This window comes from Ralstonia sp. GX3-BWBA, assembly GCF_003290055.1.
GTDB lineage: Bacteria > Pseudomonadota > Gammaproteobacteria > Burkholderiales > Burkholderiaceae > Ralstonia > Ralstonia holmesii.
The window spans coordinates 55,092-68,674 of sequence record NZ_QMKS01000021.1 but is presented as its reverse complement, the minus strand read 5'-3'; the positions used below and the strand labels follow the sequence as shown (position 1 = coordinate 68,674).

Here is a 13,583-nt window from a genome sequence, read left to right as displayed (position 1 = left end):
ACATGAACCCCGACTTCCAGAACCGCGTCTTCCCGTATACGCCGTGCACCGAACAGCAACCCGGCGCGGCAACTGAAGCTCGCCCCGTCGTTATCGTCGGCGCAGGGCCGGTGGGGTTGGCCACGGCCATCGATCTCGCACAGCAGGGCGTGGCCGTGGTGGTAGTCGACGACGATTGCACGCTGTCTACCGGCTCGCGCGCAATCTGCTTCTCCAAGCGTTCATTGGAGATTTTCGATCGACTCGGCTGCGGCGATTGCATGGTCGACAAAGGCGTGAGCTGGAACGTCGGCAAGGTCTACCTGAAGAACGAACTGCTCTACAGCTTTGACCTGCTGCCCGAAACCGGACACCGCCGGCCGGCGTTCATCAACCTCCAGCAGTACTACGTGGAAGGCTTTCTTGTTGAGCGCGCGCAAGCCTTGCCGAACATCGAGCTGCGCTGGAAGAACAAGGTGACGGGCCTCACGCAGGATGCCGATGGCGTGACGCTCACCATCGAGACGCCCGACGGCACGTACGCGCAGCGCGCGCAATACGTGGTCGCCGCCGATGGCTCGCGCAGCCCGATACGTCACATGATGGGCCTCGAAGCCCGCGGCCAGACATTCAAAGACCGCTTCCTGATCGCCGACGTGCGCATGGATGCGCCCTTCCCCAGCGAGCGCTGGTTCTGGTTTGACCCGCCGTTCCACCCGAATCAATCGGTGCTGCTGCACCATCAGCCCGACAACGTCTGGCGCATCGACTTCCAGCTCGGCTGGGACGCCGACCCCGTAGCCGAGAAGCAACCCGAGCGCGTCATCCCGCGCGTGCGTGCGCTGCTGGGGCAAGGCGTCGATTTCGAGCTGGAATGGGTCAGCGTCTATACGTTCTCGTGCGAACGCATGGACCGCTTCCGCCACGGCCGCGTGCTCTTCATCGGTGATGCCGCGCATCGTGTATCGCCATTCGGCGCGCGCGGTGCCAACAGCGGCTTGCAGGATGCCGAGAACCTCGCGTGGAAATTGCGCATGGTGCTTGCCGGCGATGCGCCCGACGCGCTGCTCGACACCTACGCGAGCGAGCGCGAGTTTGCCGCCGACGACAACATCCGCCACTCCACCCGCTCGACGGACTTCATCACGCCCAAGAGCGCGGTCAGCCGGCTCTTTCGCGATGCCACCCTGCGCTTGGCCAAGCACTATCCGTTTGCGCGGACGCTGGTCAACAGCGGGCGGCTCTCAATGCCGACGGTGCTTGAAGGCTCTGCATTGCAGACAGAAGATGAAGCGCCCTTCGCCTGCGCGCTCGTGCCCGGCGCGGTCGCACTCGACGCACCGGTGCGCAATGCCGATGGCGGTGCCGATTGGCTCCTCAGTCATCTGCACGGCGGCTTCATGGCGCTACGTTTCTGCGGTGCGGGAGAACACGTCGATGCGCTGCCGCTGCCGACGCTGGCAATCTTCCCAGTGGGTGGCATGGGCACGGTGTCGGCCAACGTGACGGCGCTGGAAGACATTGACGGCCTGGTCGTGCAACGCTATGACGCACGCCCCGGCACGACTTACCTGATCCGGCCCGACCAGCACGTCTGCGCACGCTGGCGCGCGCTTGAGCCTGCCAAGCTGGCCGCTGCGTTGCTCCGCGCCACCGGACAAACGGCGCCCGCAGCAAAGCCCCACACCGCTGTCTCCGCCTGAGCTGAATACCGACCGCCATGCCGCTGAACACGCAACCCAACTTGCCGCGCCCCGATGATTTTTACGAAGCGCTGATCGACGCGCATCGCAACCTGAACGACGAGCACAGCGCGATGCTCAACGCGCAACTCATCCTGCTGCTCGCAAACCATATCGGCGACATGGCGGTATTGCGTGAAGCGCTGACAGCGGCGCGACTCGCATTGCCGGCAGCAACCTGAGCGCCACCGCGTTTCAACAATCCAACACTTACGCTTGATCGTACTTGCGACTGCGCAAAGTGCGGTGCTAGTATCCGCCCCGCTTACCGATCAACCATTTTGCATAGGAGGAAAAAACGTCATGCGTCACCTTGCTTTCCCCTTTGCAGGCCCTTGCCTGGGTTGATCGAATCTCTCGCGCTGCCGTTCGCAGCGTCTTCGCATTGCCCGGCCTTCGGCCTGCCACATCAGTTTTTTTTCAGACCTGATATGGATAGTTCATGGGCAATTGCATCTTGCATTTGTTCGACGGCGTCTCCCTGATCGCCTCGGACGACACCTGGATCGAAGGCGACGCGATCCGACAACTTCAAACCACCAAAGCACTCGACGGCATGCGCCACGTGGCCGGCATGCCCGACTTGCATCCGGGTCGCGGCTACCCCGTCGGCGCGGCGTTTTTTTCGGTCGGCCGGTTGTATCCGCCATTGATCGGCAATGACATCGGCTGCGGCATGGCGCTGTGGGCCACCGATCTGGACGCCAACAAGATCGGCCTGGACAAGCTCGAAAAGCGTCTCGGCAACATCGACACGCCCCTCGACGAGAGCTGGAGCGAGCTTGTCGCATCGTTGGCGCCGAATGGCACCGGCTTCGATACCGCGCTTGGCACCATCGGCGGTGGCAACCACTTCGCCGAGCTGCAGCGCATCGACGAGATTTACGACGCAGATGAACTGCCGCTGGACCCGCGCCAGCTTCTGCTGCTTGTGCACAGTGGCTCACGGGGCCTCGGCCAAGCCATCCTCGAAGAACAGGTGCGCATGTATGGCCACGCCGGGCTTGCACAGGACGGTGCGGCATGCGCCGCCTATCTGGCGCGCCACGACACCGCGCTGCACTTTGCCAGGGCCAACCGCGAACTCATCGCGCGCCGCATGCTCGACCGCCTGCACGCGCAGGGCAAGGTGTTGCTCGACGTGCATCACAACTTTGTCGCTCCGGCCACCGTGTTTGGCGAAGGCGGCTGGCTGCATCGCAAGGGCGCAACACCATCGGATGCCGGCGTGGTCGTCATCCCGGGTTCGCGGGGGGATTACAGCTACCTCGTCGCGCCACGCCCGAGCGAGCACGGTTTGTTCTCGCTCGCTCACGGTGCCGGTCGCAAGTGGATGCGCAGCGAGTGCAAAGACCGGCTCATCCGCCGCTTCACGCCCGCGCAGCTCAACCGCACCAAGCTCGGCGGCCACGTCATCTGCGAAGACAAGCAGTTGATCTACGAAGAGGCGCCCGAAGCCTACAAGCCGATCGACAGCGTCATCGCGCCACTGGTGGACGCCGGCTTGGTAAAGGTGCTCGCGCGCCTGCGCCCGGTGTTGACGTACAAGACGCGTGGGGAATGCTGCTGATGGTGTTACTGGAACTCTCTTCTGCGCAAGGTCCGGCCGAATGCGAGCTGGCTGTGGGGAAAGCGCTTGAGCGGCTGCAACGCGAGGCCGTTGACGCAGGCATTCAACTGGAACTGCTGGAACAGGAAGACGGTGAGCGCAGCGGCACGCTGCGCTCCGCCTTGGTCAGCCTGGAAGGCGACGCTGAAGACACCCTGGCGCAAGCATGGGAAGGCACGATCCAGTGGACATGCCCCAGCCCGTATCGGCCGCGGCACGCGCGCAAGAACTGGTTCTTCGGGGTGGCGCGCTGTGCGGCGCCCTCGGCAACGCTACCCAGCGAGATCCGTTTCGAGACCACGCGTTCGTCAGGCCCCGGTGGGCAGCATGTCAACAAGACGGAATCGGCCGTGCGGGCCACACATCTCGCCACGGGCATCAGCGTGAAGGTGCAAACCGAGCGCAGCCAGCACGCCAACAAGCGGCTGGCCGTGCTGCTGCTCGCACACAAGCTGGCGGACCACGACGCGGCAACCGATGCGGCGCAGCGTGCGCAACGGCGCGCGCTCCATCACCAGGTGGAGCGCGGCAACCCGCACCGCGTGTTCAAAGGCGAACGATTTGAGCCGGCAGACTAGCGTCCGGCCTGCCGCGTTCCGGCAAGCTGGCCACGCCGGTACTCGCCCTGCCGCTCCAGCATCCAGCCCGGGTATTCGGCCGGGAGCTTGCTCAGCTCATCGAGCTGCGCCAGTTCTTCCGCCGTCAGTTCAACCTTGGTGGCCGCGATGTTGTCGTCGAGCTGCTCGATCTTCTTGGCACCGACGATCACGGTGGTCACTGCGCGCTGATGCAGCAGCCACGCAAGCGCAATCTGCGCGACCGAAACGCTGCGCGCATTGGCCATGACGCGCATGGCATCGACGCACGTGTAGGCACGTGTACGGTCCACCGGCGGGAAGTCGAACTTGTTGCGGCGGCTGTCTTGCTCGCCGTGCTGCTCGCGCGTGTATTTGCCGCTGAGCAGGCCACCGGCCAGCGGGCTCCAGACCATCAGGCCCAGGCCTTCGCTTTTGAGCATCGGCACCAGCTCGCGCTCCAGATCGCGGCCCGCGACGGTGTAGTACGCCTGCAGGCTTTCGAAGCGTGCGCAGCCGAGCCGCTCGGCAATTCCCAACGCCTTGACGATCTGCCAGGCCGCCCAATTCGATACACCCACATAGCGCACGTGACCATGCTGGACGAGCGTGTCGAGCGCACGCACGGTTTCTTCGATGGGCGTGGCGGGGTCGAAACCATGGATCTGATAGAGATCGATATGGTCGAGCTGCATGCGCTTCAGGCTCGCCTTGATGCCGTCCATGATGTGGAACCGCGAGGCGCCGCGTGCGTTCACGCTATCGCCGGTCTGGCCGAACACCTTGGTGGCGACGACCACGCTGTCGCGCGACACCTTCAGGTTCTTGAGCGCCTGCCCCGTCATCTGCTCAGCGACGCCGTTGGCGTACACATCAGCCGTGTCGATGAAATTGATGCCGGCGTCGAGCGCGCGCCCGATCAGGCGCTCGGCATCGGCTTGCTGCAAATCGCCAATGTGCTGCCAGATGCCGTCGTTGCCGCCGAAGGTCATCGTGCCCAGGCACAACTCCGAAACGAACAGGCCGGTCCGGCCCAGTTGGTTGTAACGCATGTGATCGACTCCAATACGGTGGGAATGGAATGCTGAGCGCACTGGCTCAGATGCGGGAAACAACGCAGAGGATAGGACGGACCGGCTGATCCTGCAGAAGGTTCAGTCGGACGCAGGGTGATAGCCCAGGCGCGAGGAGATCGCCGCACCCGCCTGCTGCAGCAGCGCGACATAGTGCGCCTTGGTATCGGCGCCGCAACGCATGGTCGGGAACGAGATCGACAGCCCCGCGATCACGCGGCCAAAGCGATCGAACACCGGCACAGCAATGCACAGCAGCCCGTCTTCCTGCTCTTCGTTGTCTTCGCCAAAACCTTGCTGGCGCACGCGCGGCAGGATGCTCAGCACGGCTTCGGCAGAGGCGAGCGTCTTCTGCGTGGATTTCTTGAACTCCACCTTCGACAGCACCTCGCGCGCCTCCTCTAGCGGCATGTACGCCAGCAGCACCTTGCCAATAGCCGTGCTGTGCAGGGGGTTACGGCGCCCGATGCGCGACTGCATGCGCAAGCCGTAGTCGGCGTCGATCTTGTGGATGTAGATGATGGCGTCTTCGTCAAAGGCGCCCAGGTGGACAGCCTCGCGCGTGAGCTGTCCGATGCGGCGCATCTCGGTATCGGCCTCGCGGACGAGGTCGACGTTTTCGAGCGCCTTGGCGCCAAGCTCGAACAGGCGAATCGTCAGCCGGTAGCGATCGGTGTCGCCCTCCTGCGCGACATAGCCCAGGCTTTTGAGCGTCTGCAGAAAGCGGTGAACCGTCGTCTTTGACATGCCCAGCCGCTGCGACAGTTCGCTGGGGCCGACGGCGCCAAGCTCGCCCATCGCGCCCAGGATGGTGAACACCTTGTCGACCGCCGAGACCGATTCGGCCTTATCGGCACCGGTATCAACGGCTTCATTGGCGGACAGGTCTTCCGGCTTGCGTTGCCGGGGCGTGGCTTTCATCTCTCGTGGTTCCGTGATTTCAAAATCTGGAGAGAGCATAACCGGTCTCATACCGCGTTCCATCAATCCACCTGCCCACGTTGCCTACCGCGCCAGCCAGCCGCCGTCCACCGCGAGCGTGTGGCCGTGCACGTAATCCGATGCCGCCGAAGCGAGAAACACCACCGCGCCCGCCAGGTCATCCGGCACGCCCCAGCGTCCGGCAGGAATGCGCGCGAGAATCTCTTCACTGCGTTGCCGGTCTTCGCGTAGTTGCGCTGTGTTGTCGGTTTCCATGTAACCGGGCGCGATGGCGTTGACGTTGATACCGCGGCCAGCCCATTCATTGGCCAGCAGCCGGGTGAGCCCCAGCACGCCGCTCTTCGATGCCGTATACGACGGCACGCGAATGCCGCCCTGGAACGACAGCATCGACGCCACGTTGATGATCTTGCCGCGGCCACCTTGCCCCACGAACTGACGTGCCACCGCCTGCGAGAGAAAGAACACGCCCTTGAGGTTGACGTCAATTACTGCATCCCAATCGGCTTCGGAAAATTCCAGCGCGTCGCAGCGGCGGATGATGCCCGCGTTGTTGACCAGGATGTCCACACGGCCGAAGGTGTCCATCGCAGCGTCGACAATGCGGTCGATCGGCTCCAGCGAAGACAGATCGGCTCGCACGTCAACAAACCGGCGGCCGACCGCTTCCACGCGCGAGGCCGTCCCTGCTGGGTCCGAACGGTTGGCGCCCACGATGTCGCAGCCCGCCGCAGCGAGCGCCATCGCCATGCCCGCACCCAACCCCGTGTTGCTGCCGGTGACGATGGCCACCTTGCCGCTCAGGTCGAACAGGCTTGCGCCCTGGAGATAGGGATTCTCGAGCCGCATGGTGTCAGCGCAGGTCGGCAATGGCGATGTGGTCCATGTCGTGGAACACCTGGTTCTCGCCGACCATGCCCCAGATGAAGGTGTACGCCTGCGTGCCCACGCCCGAGTGGATCGACCAGCTTGGCGAGATCACAGCCTGCTCGTTGTGGACGAGGATGTGGCGCGTCTCCTGCGGCTCGCCGAGCATGTGGAACACGGCGGCGTTGTCCGGCAGGTTGAAGTAAAAATAGACCTCCATGCGGCGCTCGTGCGTGTGGCACGGCATGGTGTTCCACAGGCTGCCGGGCTCGAGCTTGGTCATACCCATCGAGAGCTGGCACGTGGGCAGCACGTCCGGCACGATGAACTTGTAGATCGTGCGCCGGTTGCTGGTGGCCGGATCGCCGAGCGTTTCGGGCGACGCCTGCGCCAGTGTGATCGTGCGCGTCGGATAGGCCGTATGGGCCGGCGCGCAATTGATGTAGAACTTGGCGGGCCTGGCTGCATCGTCGCTACCGAAGACGACGTTCTGGCCGCCCTGGCCGATGTAGATCGCCTCTTCATTGCCGACGGCGTGCCGTGCGCCGTCCACCTCCACCCAGCCCGGGCCGCCAATGTTGATCGCGCCCAGCTCGCGGCGCTCCAGCAGATAGCTCACGCCCATCGACTTGGCGAGCGATGCCGGCACCTCCACCGGCCGCGTTGCCGGCCACGCACCGCCCACGATGATCCGGTCGATATGGCTGTACGTGAGCTGAAGCGCATCGCGCTCGAACACCTGTTCCACCAGGAACTGGCGTCGCAGCCCGGCCGTGTCGAGGGTTTTTGCGTGTTCGCTGTGGATTCCTTGCCGCACTTCCATGCCATTTCTCCGTTGGGATGCGCCGGCATCCGCGTGGGTGCCGGCTGTTCTGGGTTGGATTTAAGCACAAAAACCAAAAATACGGAACGTCGATCCATTTTTTTGATACGAGACCCTGATCGAGGGGAATAGCGCTGCACCGCACACATTTGCGATCTAGGGTAAACGATAAATCCGCGAATTCAAAAACATGGAACATCGTTCCATATCATCCGCTATAGTCACTCCATGATGTTGGACCCCAACCAACCGAGCCCATAGAGGCTCACGGAGGAGACGTGAAGATAAAGAAGGCGATTGACCGCATTCCAGGCGGGCTGATGCTCGTGCCGCTGCTGCTGGGCGCATGCGCGCATACGTTCGCACCCGATGCCGGGAAATACTTCGGCTCGTTCACCAACGGCCTGATCACCGGCACGGTGCCGATCCTGGCGGTGTGGTTCTTCTGCATGGGCGCGACCATCGACCTGCACGCCACCGGTGTGGTGCTGCGCAAGTCGGGAACCCTGCTCGTGACGAAGATTGCCGTGGCGTGGCTGGCAACGCTGGTGGCGGCGCAGTTCATTCCGGACGAGGGCATCAAGACCGGCATCCTTGCAGGGCTCTCGGTGCTGGCGATCACCACGTCGATGGACATGACCAACGGCGGGCTCTATGCCGCCGTCATGCAGCAGTACGGCACCAAGGAAGAAGCCGGTGCGTTCGTGCTGATGTCGATCGAATCGGGACCGCTGGTCAGCATGTTCATCCTGGGCGCAACGGGCATTGCCGTGTTTGAGCCACGGCTGTTCGTGGGCGCGGTGCTGCCGTTCCTGATCGGCTTTACGCTGGGCAATCTCGACGGCGAACTGCGCGAGCTGTTCGGCCGCTGCGTGCATCCGCTCATTCCGTTCTTCGGCTTTGCGTTGGGCAACGGGATCGACCTGCACGTGATTGCCAAGAGCGGGCTCCCGGGCCTCTTGCTCGGCCTCACGGTGATCATCATCACCGGCGTGCCGCTCATCCTCACCGACAAATTCATCGCCGGCGGCAATGGCGCTGCTGGCTTGGCGGCATCGTCCACAGCTGGCGCGGCAGTCGCCAACCCGGCCATCATCGGCGAGATGATTCCGAAGTTCAAACCCATGGTGCCGGCCGCAACCGCGCTGGTAGCCACGGCCTGCCTGGTCACGGCGATTCTCGTGCCGATCTTGACCGCGATGTGGGTGCGTCGCGTGGGCCGTGCGGCGCCATTACCCGAGCCGGAAACCGCGAGCCTGCCGCCGCAGGCTGCGCACCGCGAAGCCCATTTCTGACCACGCCTGCGAGCCACCGTACACCAGACCAGACCAGAGAGGAGATTGCCCATGCTGTTGCACACGTTTGTCCGCCGCATTGCGAGTGTTGCCATGACCGCCGCACTCGCGGCCGGCAGCGCCCTCGCCCATGCCGCCACTGACGCCGATACGGTGGCGCAAGCCGTGGAGCGCATGCGCGTTGCCATGGTTGCCAGCGACGGCACCACGCTCACCAAGCTGATCGAAAACGACCTGACCTACGGCCACTCGTCGGGCAAGCTGGAAGACCACGCAGCCTTTCTCAAGGCGCTGGACGGCACAAATTCATTCAAGTCGATTGCGCTGACCAACCAGACCGTGCAGATCAACGGCGACAACGCGTGGGTGCGCCACGTGTTCGACTCCGTCAACAATCTGCCCGACGGCAAGACCAGCACCGCGCATATCGGCGTGCTGCAGGTTTGGAAGAAACATCCGGATGGCTGGCGCCTGTTTGCGCGCCAGGCCTATCTGCTTCCGAAGCAATGAGCGGCGCCGCTTTTCCCGGGCGCCTGGCGGGCAAAACCGCGCTCGTGACGGCCGCTGCGCAGGGCATCGGCCGCGCCTGCGCCGAGCGCTTTGCGTGCGAAGGTGCCCGCGTAATCGCCACCGATCTGCACATCGATGCGTTGAACGATGTGCCATTCGATGTACGCCGCCTCGACGTGCGCGATTCCCAGCAGGTGAATGCCCTTGCCGCCGAGCTTGGCGGCATCGACATCCTCTTCAACTGCGCAGGCTTCGTACACGCCGGCTCGGTACTGGAGTGCGATGAGGATGCGTGGGATTTCTCGCTCGACCTCAACGTCAAGTCGATGTACCGCACCATCCGCGCATTCCTGCCGGGCATGCTGGAACGCGGTGGCGGCAGTGTCATCAACATGTCGTCGGCCGCATCGAGCATCAAAGGCGTGCCGAACCGCTTTGTGTACGGTACGTCAAAGGCCGCGGTGATCGGGCTGACCAAGGCCGTGGCGGCAGACTTTGTGGCGCGCGGCGTCCGCTGCAACGCCATCTGCCCGGGCACGGTGGTGTCGCCATCGCTCGCGCAGCGCATCGACGAACAAGCCCGCACGCAAGGCAAATCACGCGCAGAAGTCGAAGCTGCGTTTGTCGCACGCCAGCCGATGGGGCGCCTCGGACAGCCGGAAGAGATTGCCGCGCTGGCCGCCTATCTGGCTTCCGACGAAGCCGCCTTCACGACAGGGCAAGTCCACCTGATCGACGGCGGCTGGTCAAATTGATACCTTGATGCCTTTCCCCCAACCGATTTGAGCCTTTCATGAAACTGCTGCGCTTCGGCCCCCACGGCCAAGAGAAACCGGGCCTGCTCGATGCAACCGGCACCCTCCGCGACCTGTCGGGCATCGTCGACGACATTGCGGGCAACGTGCTGTCGGACGCATTCCTTGCCAAGCTGCGCGACGTGGATCCCACCACGCTGCCGGTAGTCAGCGGGCAACCCCGCATTGGCCCGTGCGTCGGGCGTGTCGGCAAGTTTGTCTGCATCGGACTGAACTACGCCGACCATGCCGCGGAATCCGGCCTGCCGGTTCCGGCCGAGCCGGTCGTCTTCAACAAGTGGACCAGCGCCATCTGCGGCCCGAACGACGACATCGAAATCCCGCGCGGCTCCGTCAAGACCGACTGGGAGGTCGAGCTGGGCGTGGTCATCGGCAAAGCTGCCAAGTACGTCGACGAAGCCAACGCGCTGGACTACGTGGCGGGCTACTGCATCGTCAACGACGTTTCCGAGCGTGAATGGCAGATCGAGCGCGGCGGCCAGTGGGACAAGGGCAAGGGCTTCGACACGTTCGGCCCGCTTGGCCCGTGGCTCGTCACGCGCGACGAGGTGCCCGACCCGCAGGCGCTGGACCTCTGGCTGGAAGTGGACGGCCATCGTTATCAGAACGGCAACACGCGCACGATGGTGTTTGGCGTGGCGCAACTGGTGGCGTATCTGAGCCGCTGCATGAGCCTGCAGCCGGGCGATGTCATCTCGACGGGCACGCCGCCGGGCGTGGGGCTGGGCATCAAGCCCAACCCGGTCTATCTCAAGCCGGGGCAGACCATCCGATTGGGCATTGCCGGCCTGGGCGAACAATTGCAGCGCACGGTCTCGGCAGGCTGAAGCCTAGCCCTCCAACTCTGCAAAGCGCTGCGCGACCACGTTGCGCAGCCACTGGTTGCCGGCGTCCTGATGGAAGCGCCGGTGCCAGAACACATTGGTCTGGAGTGCCGGCAGCGTGAGCGGCGGCGCAACGAACTCCAGCCCGAATGGCGGCGCCGCGCGTTCGGCCAGCTTGCGCGGCACCGTCACCACCAGGTCGGTCGTGCTGACAATGTATGGCACCGCCACGAAATGCGGCACTGAAAAACGCGCCGATTGCGTGATCCCCGCCTTGTCCAGCAGCGGCCCGATGGCGTTGTAGGGGCTGGCCGAACTCGCCACCACCAGATGCGATGCGGCGCGAAAGCGCTCCAGCGTGAGCTTGCCTTCGGACAGCGCATGGCCGCGCCGGAACATCGTCACGTAATCCTGCTGAAACAGGCGGCGCTGAAAGATGCTCTCACCGGAAAGATCATCGAACGCGCCGATGGCCAGGTCGACGGCGCCTGCCTCCATCCCCGCCTTCATATCGAAGCCGCCGGCCCGCATGGTGTCGATGCGCACGCCGGGCGCCTGCTCGGCGCACAACTGCGCCAGCACCGGCATGAAATACACCTCGCCGACGTCGCTCATGGCAAGGGTGAAGGTGCGCGTGGAGGTGGCCGCTTCAAAGTGCGTGCGCTGGCCGAAGGCGCGTTGCAGCGTGTCGAGCGCTGTGGCAACCGGTTCGGCCAGTTGCTCGGCAAGTGCGGTCGGCATCATGCCGCGCGGCGTGCGCACAAAGAGTTCGTCGTCAAAGGTCTGGCGCAGGCGCGACAGCGCGTTGCTCACCGCCGGCTGCGACAGACCCAGCCGCTCGGCGACCACAGAAATGCGCTTTTCGCGCAGGATTTCCTGAAACAGCACCAGCAGGTTCAGGTCGACATCCCGCAGATTCAGCATGGCGGCCCCTCAACATTCACAATATCAATAGCACTCATTCTCGCATTGATATTCCAAATTTTCATCCGATCCGGACAATACGCGCATACCAAAAATCCAGAACAGAGCGGCAACGCCGCCACCGGAGACCACCATGCGCCCTGCCCCCGCCGCACATGAAGCGCCGTCCACGCCCATCGACCTTGCCCGCCTGATCGACCAGGGCAAGGTTGGCGGCTTCCAGATCCTGTTGCTCGCCATATGCGGGCTGTGCCTGATCATCGATGGCTTTGACGTGCAGGCCATGGGCTATGTGGCGCCGGCCATCATCAAGGATTGGGGCATCACCAAGGCAAGCCTCGGCCCGGTATTTGGGGCGGGCTTGTTCGGCATGCTGGTCGGCTCGCTGGTATTTGGCGTGCTGGGCGACCGCTTCGGGCGTCGGCCGGTGCTGATCGTCGCCACGTTCTTCTTTGCGGCCTGCATGCTGGCCACCACGCAGGTGGAAACGGTGCGGGCCCTACTCGTCTTGCGCTTCATCACGGGCCTGGGTCTGGGTTGCATCATGCCCAACGCGATGGCGCTGGCCGGTGAGTTCAGCCCCGCGCGCTCTCGCGTGACGTGGATGATGCTGGTGTCGTGTGGCTTTACCGTGGGCGCCGCGCTTGGCGGCTTTGTCAGCGCCGCGCTGCTCTCGCGCTTTGGGTGGCATGCGGTGTTCCTGGTGGGCGGGCTGGTGCCCCTCGCCATTGGCGTGATGATGGTGCTGTGGCTGCCGGAATCCCTGCAATACCTGGTGCTCAAGGGCCATGGGCAAATGCGGCAGACGCGCCATCAGCGCCTGGCTCGCTGGTTGAGCAAGCTTGATCCGCAACTGCAGGTGAACGCGCAGACGCAATTCGTGGTGCCCGAGGCACCTGCGCACGGCATGCCGGTCTCGGCGCTGTTCACCGAAGGCCGCGCCAAAGTCACGCTCGTGCTGTGGGTCATCAACTTCATGAACCTGATCGACCTGTATTTCCTGTCGAACTGGCTGCCGACGCTGATTCGCGATGCGGGGTATCCGACGGATACCGCCGTGCTGGTAGCGACCGCGCTGCAGGTGGGCGGCGTCATTGGCACGCTCACGCTGGGCCGGCTGATCGATCGCCTGGGCTTTGTGCGCGTGCTGGCCGTGTGCTTCCTGATCGCCTCCGTCACCGTTGGGCTGATCGGCCATGTGGCGGCTGCGCTGCCCATGCTGGTGGCGGTGGTATTCGTGGCCGGCTTCTGCATCGTCGGCGGGCAGCCTGCGGTGAATGCGCTGGCCGCCACGTATTACCCCACCACGCTGCGCGCGACCGGCATTGGCTGGAGCCTTGGCGTGGGCCGCATCGGCTCGGTCATCGGCCCGGTGATCGGCGGGCAACTGATTGCCATGCAATGGAGCGGCCCGGCGTTGTTCTCGGCCGCGGCGGTGCCGGCGCTGGTGTCGTTTGGCATGGTGCTGGCGCTCACGCTGGCCGCCAGTGGCCCGGACGCCGCACGCTTTGCCTCAGGTCGCACAACCGGCAAGCCCGCTTGATGGCTTTCTAACGACTACGCTTTCCCTGAAGACGCTCCTGACCTTTTCTCCAAGGACTTCAC

General features: G+C 64.1%; 14 protein-coding genes. 9 read left to right on the top strand and 5 right to left on the bottom strand.

Going from position 1 to position 13,583, the window contains the following annotated elements; all coding sequences use genetic code 11:
- The first annotated feature begins 2 nt into the window (after positions 1 to 2).
- The 4 genes from DOD19_RS20245 (at position 3) to prfH (ending at position 3,908) form a co-directional block, all read left to right on the top strand.
- On the top strand, positions 3 to 1,682 hold the full coding sequence (locus DOD19_RS20245) for an FAD-dependent oxidoreductase (protein WP_112187657.1): 1,680 nt from the start codon (positions 3 to 5) through the stop codon (positions 1,680 to 1,682).
- Between the two features lie 17 nt (positions 1,683 to 1,699).
- Complete coding sequence (locus DOD19_RS20240; RefSeq protein ID WP_024979242.1) at positions 1,700 to 1,903, top strand: DUF2783 domain-containing protein; 204 nt, start codon at positions 1,700 to 1,702, stop codon at positions 1,901 to 1,903.
- 260 nt (positions 1,904 to 2,163) lie between these two features.
- Positions 2,164 to 3,291, top strand: a complete 1,128-nt coding sequence (locus DOD19_RS20235; protein WP_112187655.1) for an RNA ligase RtcB family protein — start codon at positions 2,164 to 2,166, stop codon at positions 3,289 to 3,291.
- Entirely contained in the window at positions 3,291 to 3,908 is a 618-nt protein-coding gene (prfH, locus tag DOD19_RS20230) for a peptide chain release factor H (protein WP_112187699.1), read from the top strand. The genes DOD19_RS20235 and prfH overlap by 1 nt, the downstream gene beginning before the upstream one ends.
- Here prfH and DOD19_RS20225 read toward each other — a convergent pair.
- The 4 genes from DOD19_RS20225 to kduI form a co-directional block, all read right to left on the bottom strand.
- On the bottom strand, positions 3,905 to 4,957 hold the full coding sequence (locus DOD19_RS20225; RefSeq protein ID WP_112187653.1) for an aldo/keto reductase: 1,053 nt from the start codon (positions 4,955 to 4,957) through the stop codon (positions 3,905 to 3,907). The genes prfH and DOD19_RS20225 overlap by 4 nt on opposite strands.
- Positions 4,958 to 5,059: 102 nt before the next feature.
- Positions 5,060 to 5,899, bottom strand: coding sequence for a DNA-binding transcriptional regulator KdgR (gene kdgR, locus DOD19_RS20220; protein WP_112187651.1), 840 nt, complete (start codon positions 5,897 to 5,899; stop codon positions 5,060 to 5,062).
- Between the two features lie 84 nt (positions 5,900 to 5,983).
- The gene (gene kduD / locus DOD19_RS20215) at positions 5,984 to 6,769 is read right to left on the bottom strand and encodes a 2-dehydro-3-deoxy-D-gluconate 5-dehydrogenase KduD (protein WP_112187649.1); all 786 of its coding nucleotides are present in this window, start codon (positions 6,767 to 6,769) and stop codon (positions 5,984 to 5,986) included.
- Positions 6,770 to 6,773: 4 nt separating this feature from the next.
- Entirely contained in the window at positions 6,774 to 7,610 is an 837-nt protein-coding gene (gene kduI, locus DOD19_RS20210; RefSeq protein ID WP_112187648.1) for a 5-dehydro-4-deoxy-D-glucuronate isomerase, read from the bottom strand.
- Between the two features lie 278 nt (positions 7,611 to 7,888).
- Between kduI and kdgT the strand changes: the two genes are divergently transcribed.
- Genes kdgT through DOD19_RS20190 form a run of 4 tightly spaced genes read left to right on the top strand, consistent with a single transcriptional unit; the run spans position 7,889 to position 11,057 of the window.
- Positions 7,889 to 8,905, top strand: coding sequence for a 2-keto-3-deoxygluconate transporter (gene kdgT / locus DOD19_RS20205; protein ID WP_024979249.1), 1,017 nt, complete (start codon positions 7,889 to 7,891; stop codon positions 8,903 to 8,905).
- A gap of 51 nt (positions 8,906 to 8,956) precedes the next feature.
- Complete coding sequence (locus DOD19_RS20200; protein WP_024979250.1) at positions 8,957 to 9,415, top strand: nuclear transport factor 2 family protein; 459 nt, start codon at positions 8,957 to 8,959, stop codon at positions 9,413 to 9,415.
- Positions 9,412 to 10,170 (top strand): SDR family oxidoreductase, encoded by a 759-nt coding sequence (locus DOD19_RS20195; RefSeq protein WP_112187646.1) that lies wholly within the window; start codon positions 9,412 to 9,414, stop codon positions 10,168 to 10,170. The genes DOD19_RS20200 and DOD19_RS20195 overlap by 4 nt, the downstream gene beginning before the upstream one ends.
- 38 nt (positions 10,171 to 10,208) lie before the next feature.
- Positions 10,209 to 11,057: an ureidoglycolate lyase gene (locus DOD19_RS20190; protein WP_112187644.1), complete on the top strand. Its 849-nt coding sequence runs from the start codon at positions 10,209 to 10,211 to the stop codon at positions 11,055 to 11,057.
- A gap of 3 nt (positions 11,058 to 11,060) precedes the next feature.
- On the opposite strand, the gene DOD19_RS20185 is transcribed toward DOD19_RS20190, so the two are convergent.
- Complete coding sequence (locus DOD19_RS20185) at positions 11,061 to 11,978, bottom strand: LysR family transcriptional regulator (protein WP_024979253.1); 918 nt, start codon at positions 11,976 to 11,978, stop codon at positions 11,061 to 11,063.
- Positions 11,979 to 12,111: 133 nt separating this feature from the next.
- Here DOD19_RS20185 and DOD19_RS20180 point away from each other — a divergent pair, with 133 nt between their 5' ends.
- Positions 12,112 to 13,521 (top strand): MFS transporter, encoded by a 1,410-nt coding sequence (locus DOD19_RS20180; RefSeq protein ID WP_024979254.1) that lies wholly within the window; start codon positions 12,112 to 12,114, stop codon positions 13,519 to 13,521.
- The last annotated feature ends 62 nt before the right edge of the window (positions 13,522 to 13,583 follow it).

Coding starts and splice junctions, on each gene's coding strand:
- DOD19_RS20200 (WP_024979250.1), top strand. CDS start 8,957: ATGCTGTTGCACACGTTTGTCCGCCGCATTGCGAGTGTTGCCATGACC.
- prfH (WP_112187699.1), top strand. CDS start 3,291: ATGGTGTTACTGGAACTCTCTTCTGCGCAAGGTCCGGCCGAATGCGAG.
- DOD19_RS20185 (WP_024979253.1), bottom strand. CDS start 11,978: ATGCTGAATCTGCGGGATGTCGACCTGAACCTGCTGGTGCTGTTTCAG.
- kduI (WP_112187648.1), bottom strand. CDS start 7,610: ATGGAAGTGCGGCAAGGAATCCACAGCGAACACGCAAAAACCCTCGAC.
- DOD19_RS20240 (WP_024979242.1), top strand. CDS start 1,700: ATGCCGCTGAACACGCAACCCAACTTGCCGCGCCCCGATGATTTTTAC.
- DOD19_RS20195 (WP_112187646.1), top strand. CDS start 9,412: ATGAGCGGCGCCGCTTTTCCCGGGCGCCTGGCGGGCAAAACCGCGCTC.
- DOD19_RS20245 (WP_112187657.1), top strand. CDS start 3: ATGAACCCCGACTTCCAGAACCGCGTCTTCCCGTATACGCCGTGCACC.
- DOD19_RS20225 (WP_112187653.1), bottom strand. CDS start 4,957: ATGCGTTACAACCAACTGGGCCGGACCGGCCTGTTCGTTTCGGAGTTG.
- DOD19_RS20190 (WP_112187644.1), top strand. CDS start 10,209: ATGAAACTGCTGCGCTTCGGCCCCCACGGCCAAGAGAAACCGGGCCTG.
- kdgR (WP_112187651.1), bottom strand. CDS start 5,899: ATGAAAGCCACGCCCCGGCAACGCAAGCCGGAAGACCTGTCCGCCAAT.
- kduD (WP_112187649.1), bottom strand. CDS start 6,769: ATGCGGCTCGAGAATCCCTATCTCCAGGGCGCAAGCCTGTTCGACCTG.
- DOD19_RS20235 (WP_112187655.1), top strand. CDS start 2,164: ATGGGCAATTGCATCTTGCATTTGTTCGACGGCGTCTCCCTGATCGCC.
- DOD19_RS20180 (WP_024979254.1), top strand. CDS start 12,112: ATGCGCCCTGCCCCCGCCGCACATGAAGCGCCGTCCACGCCCATCGAC.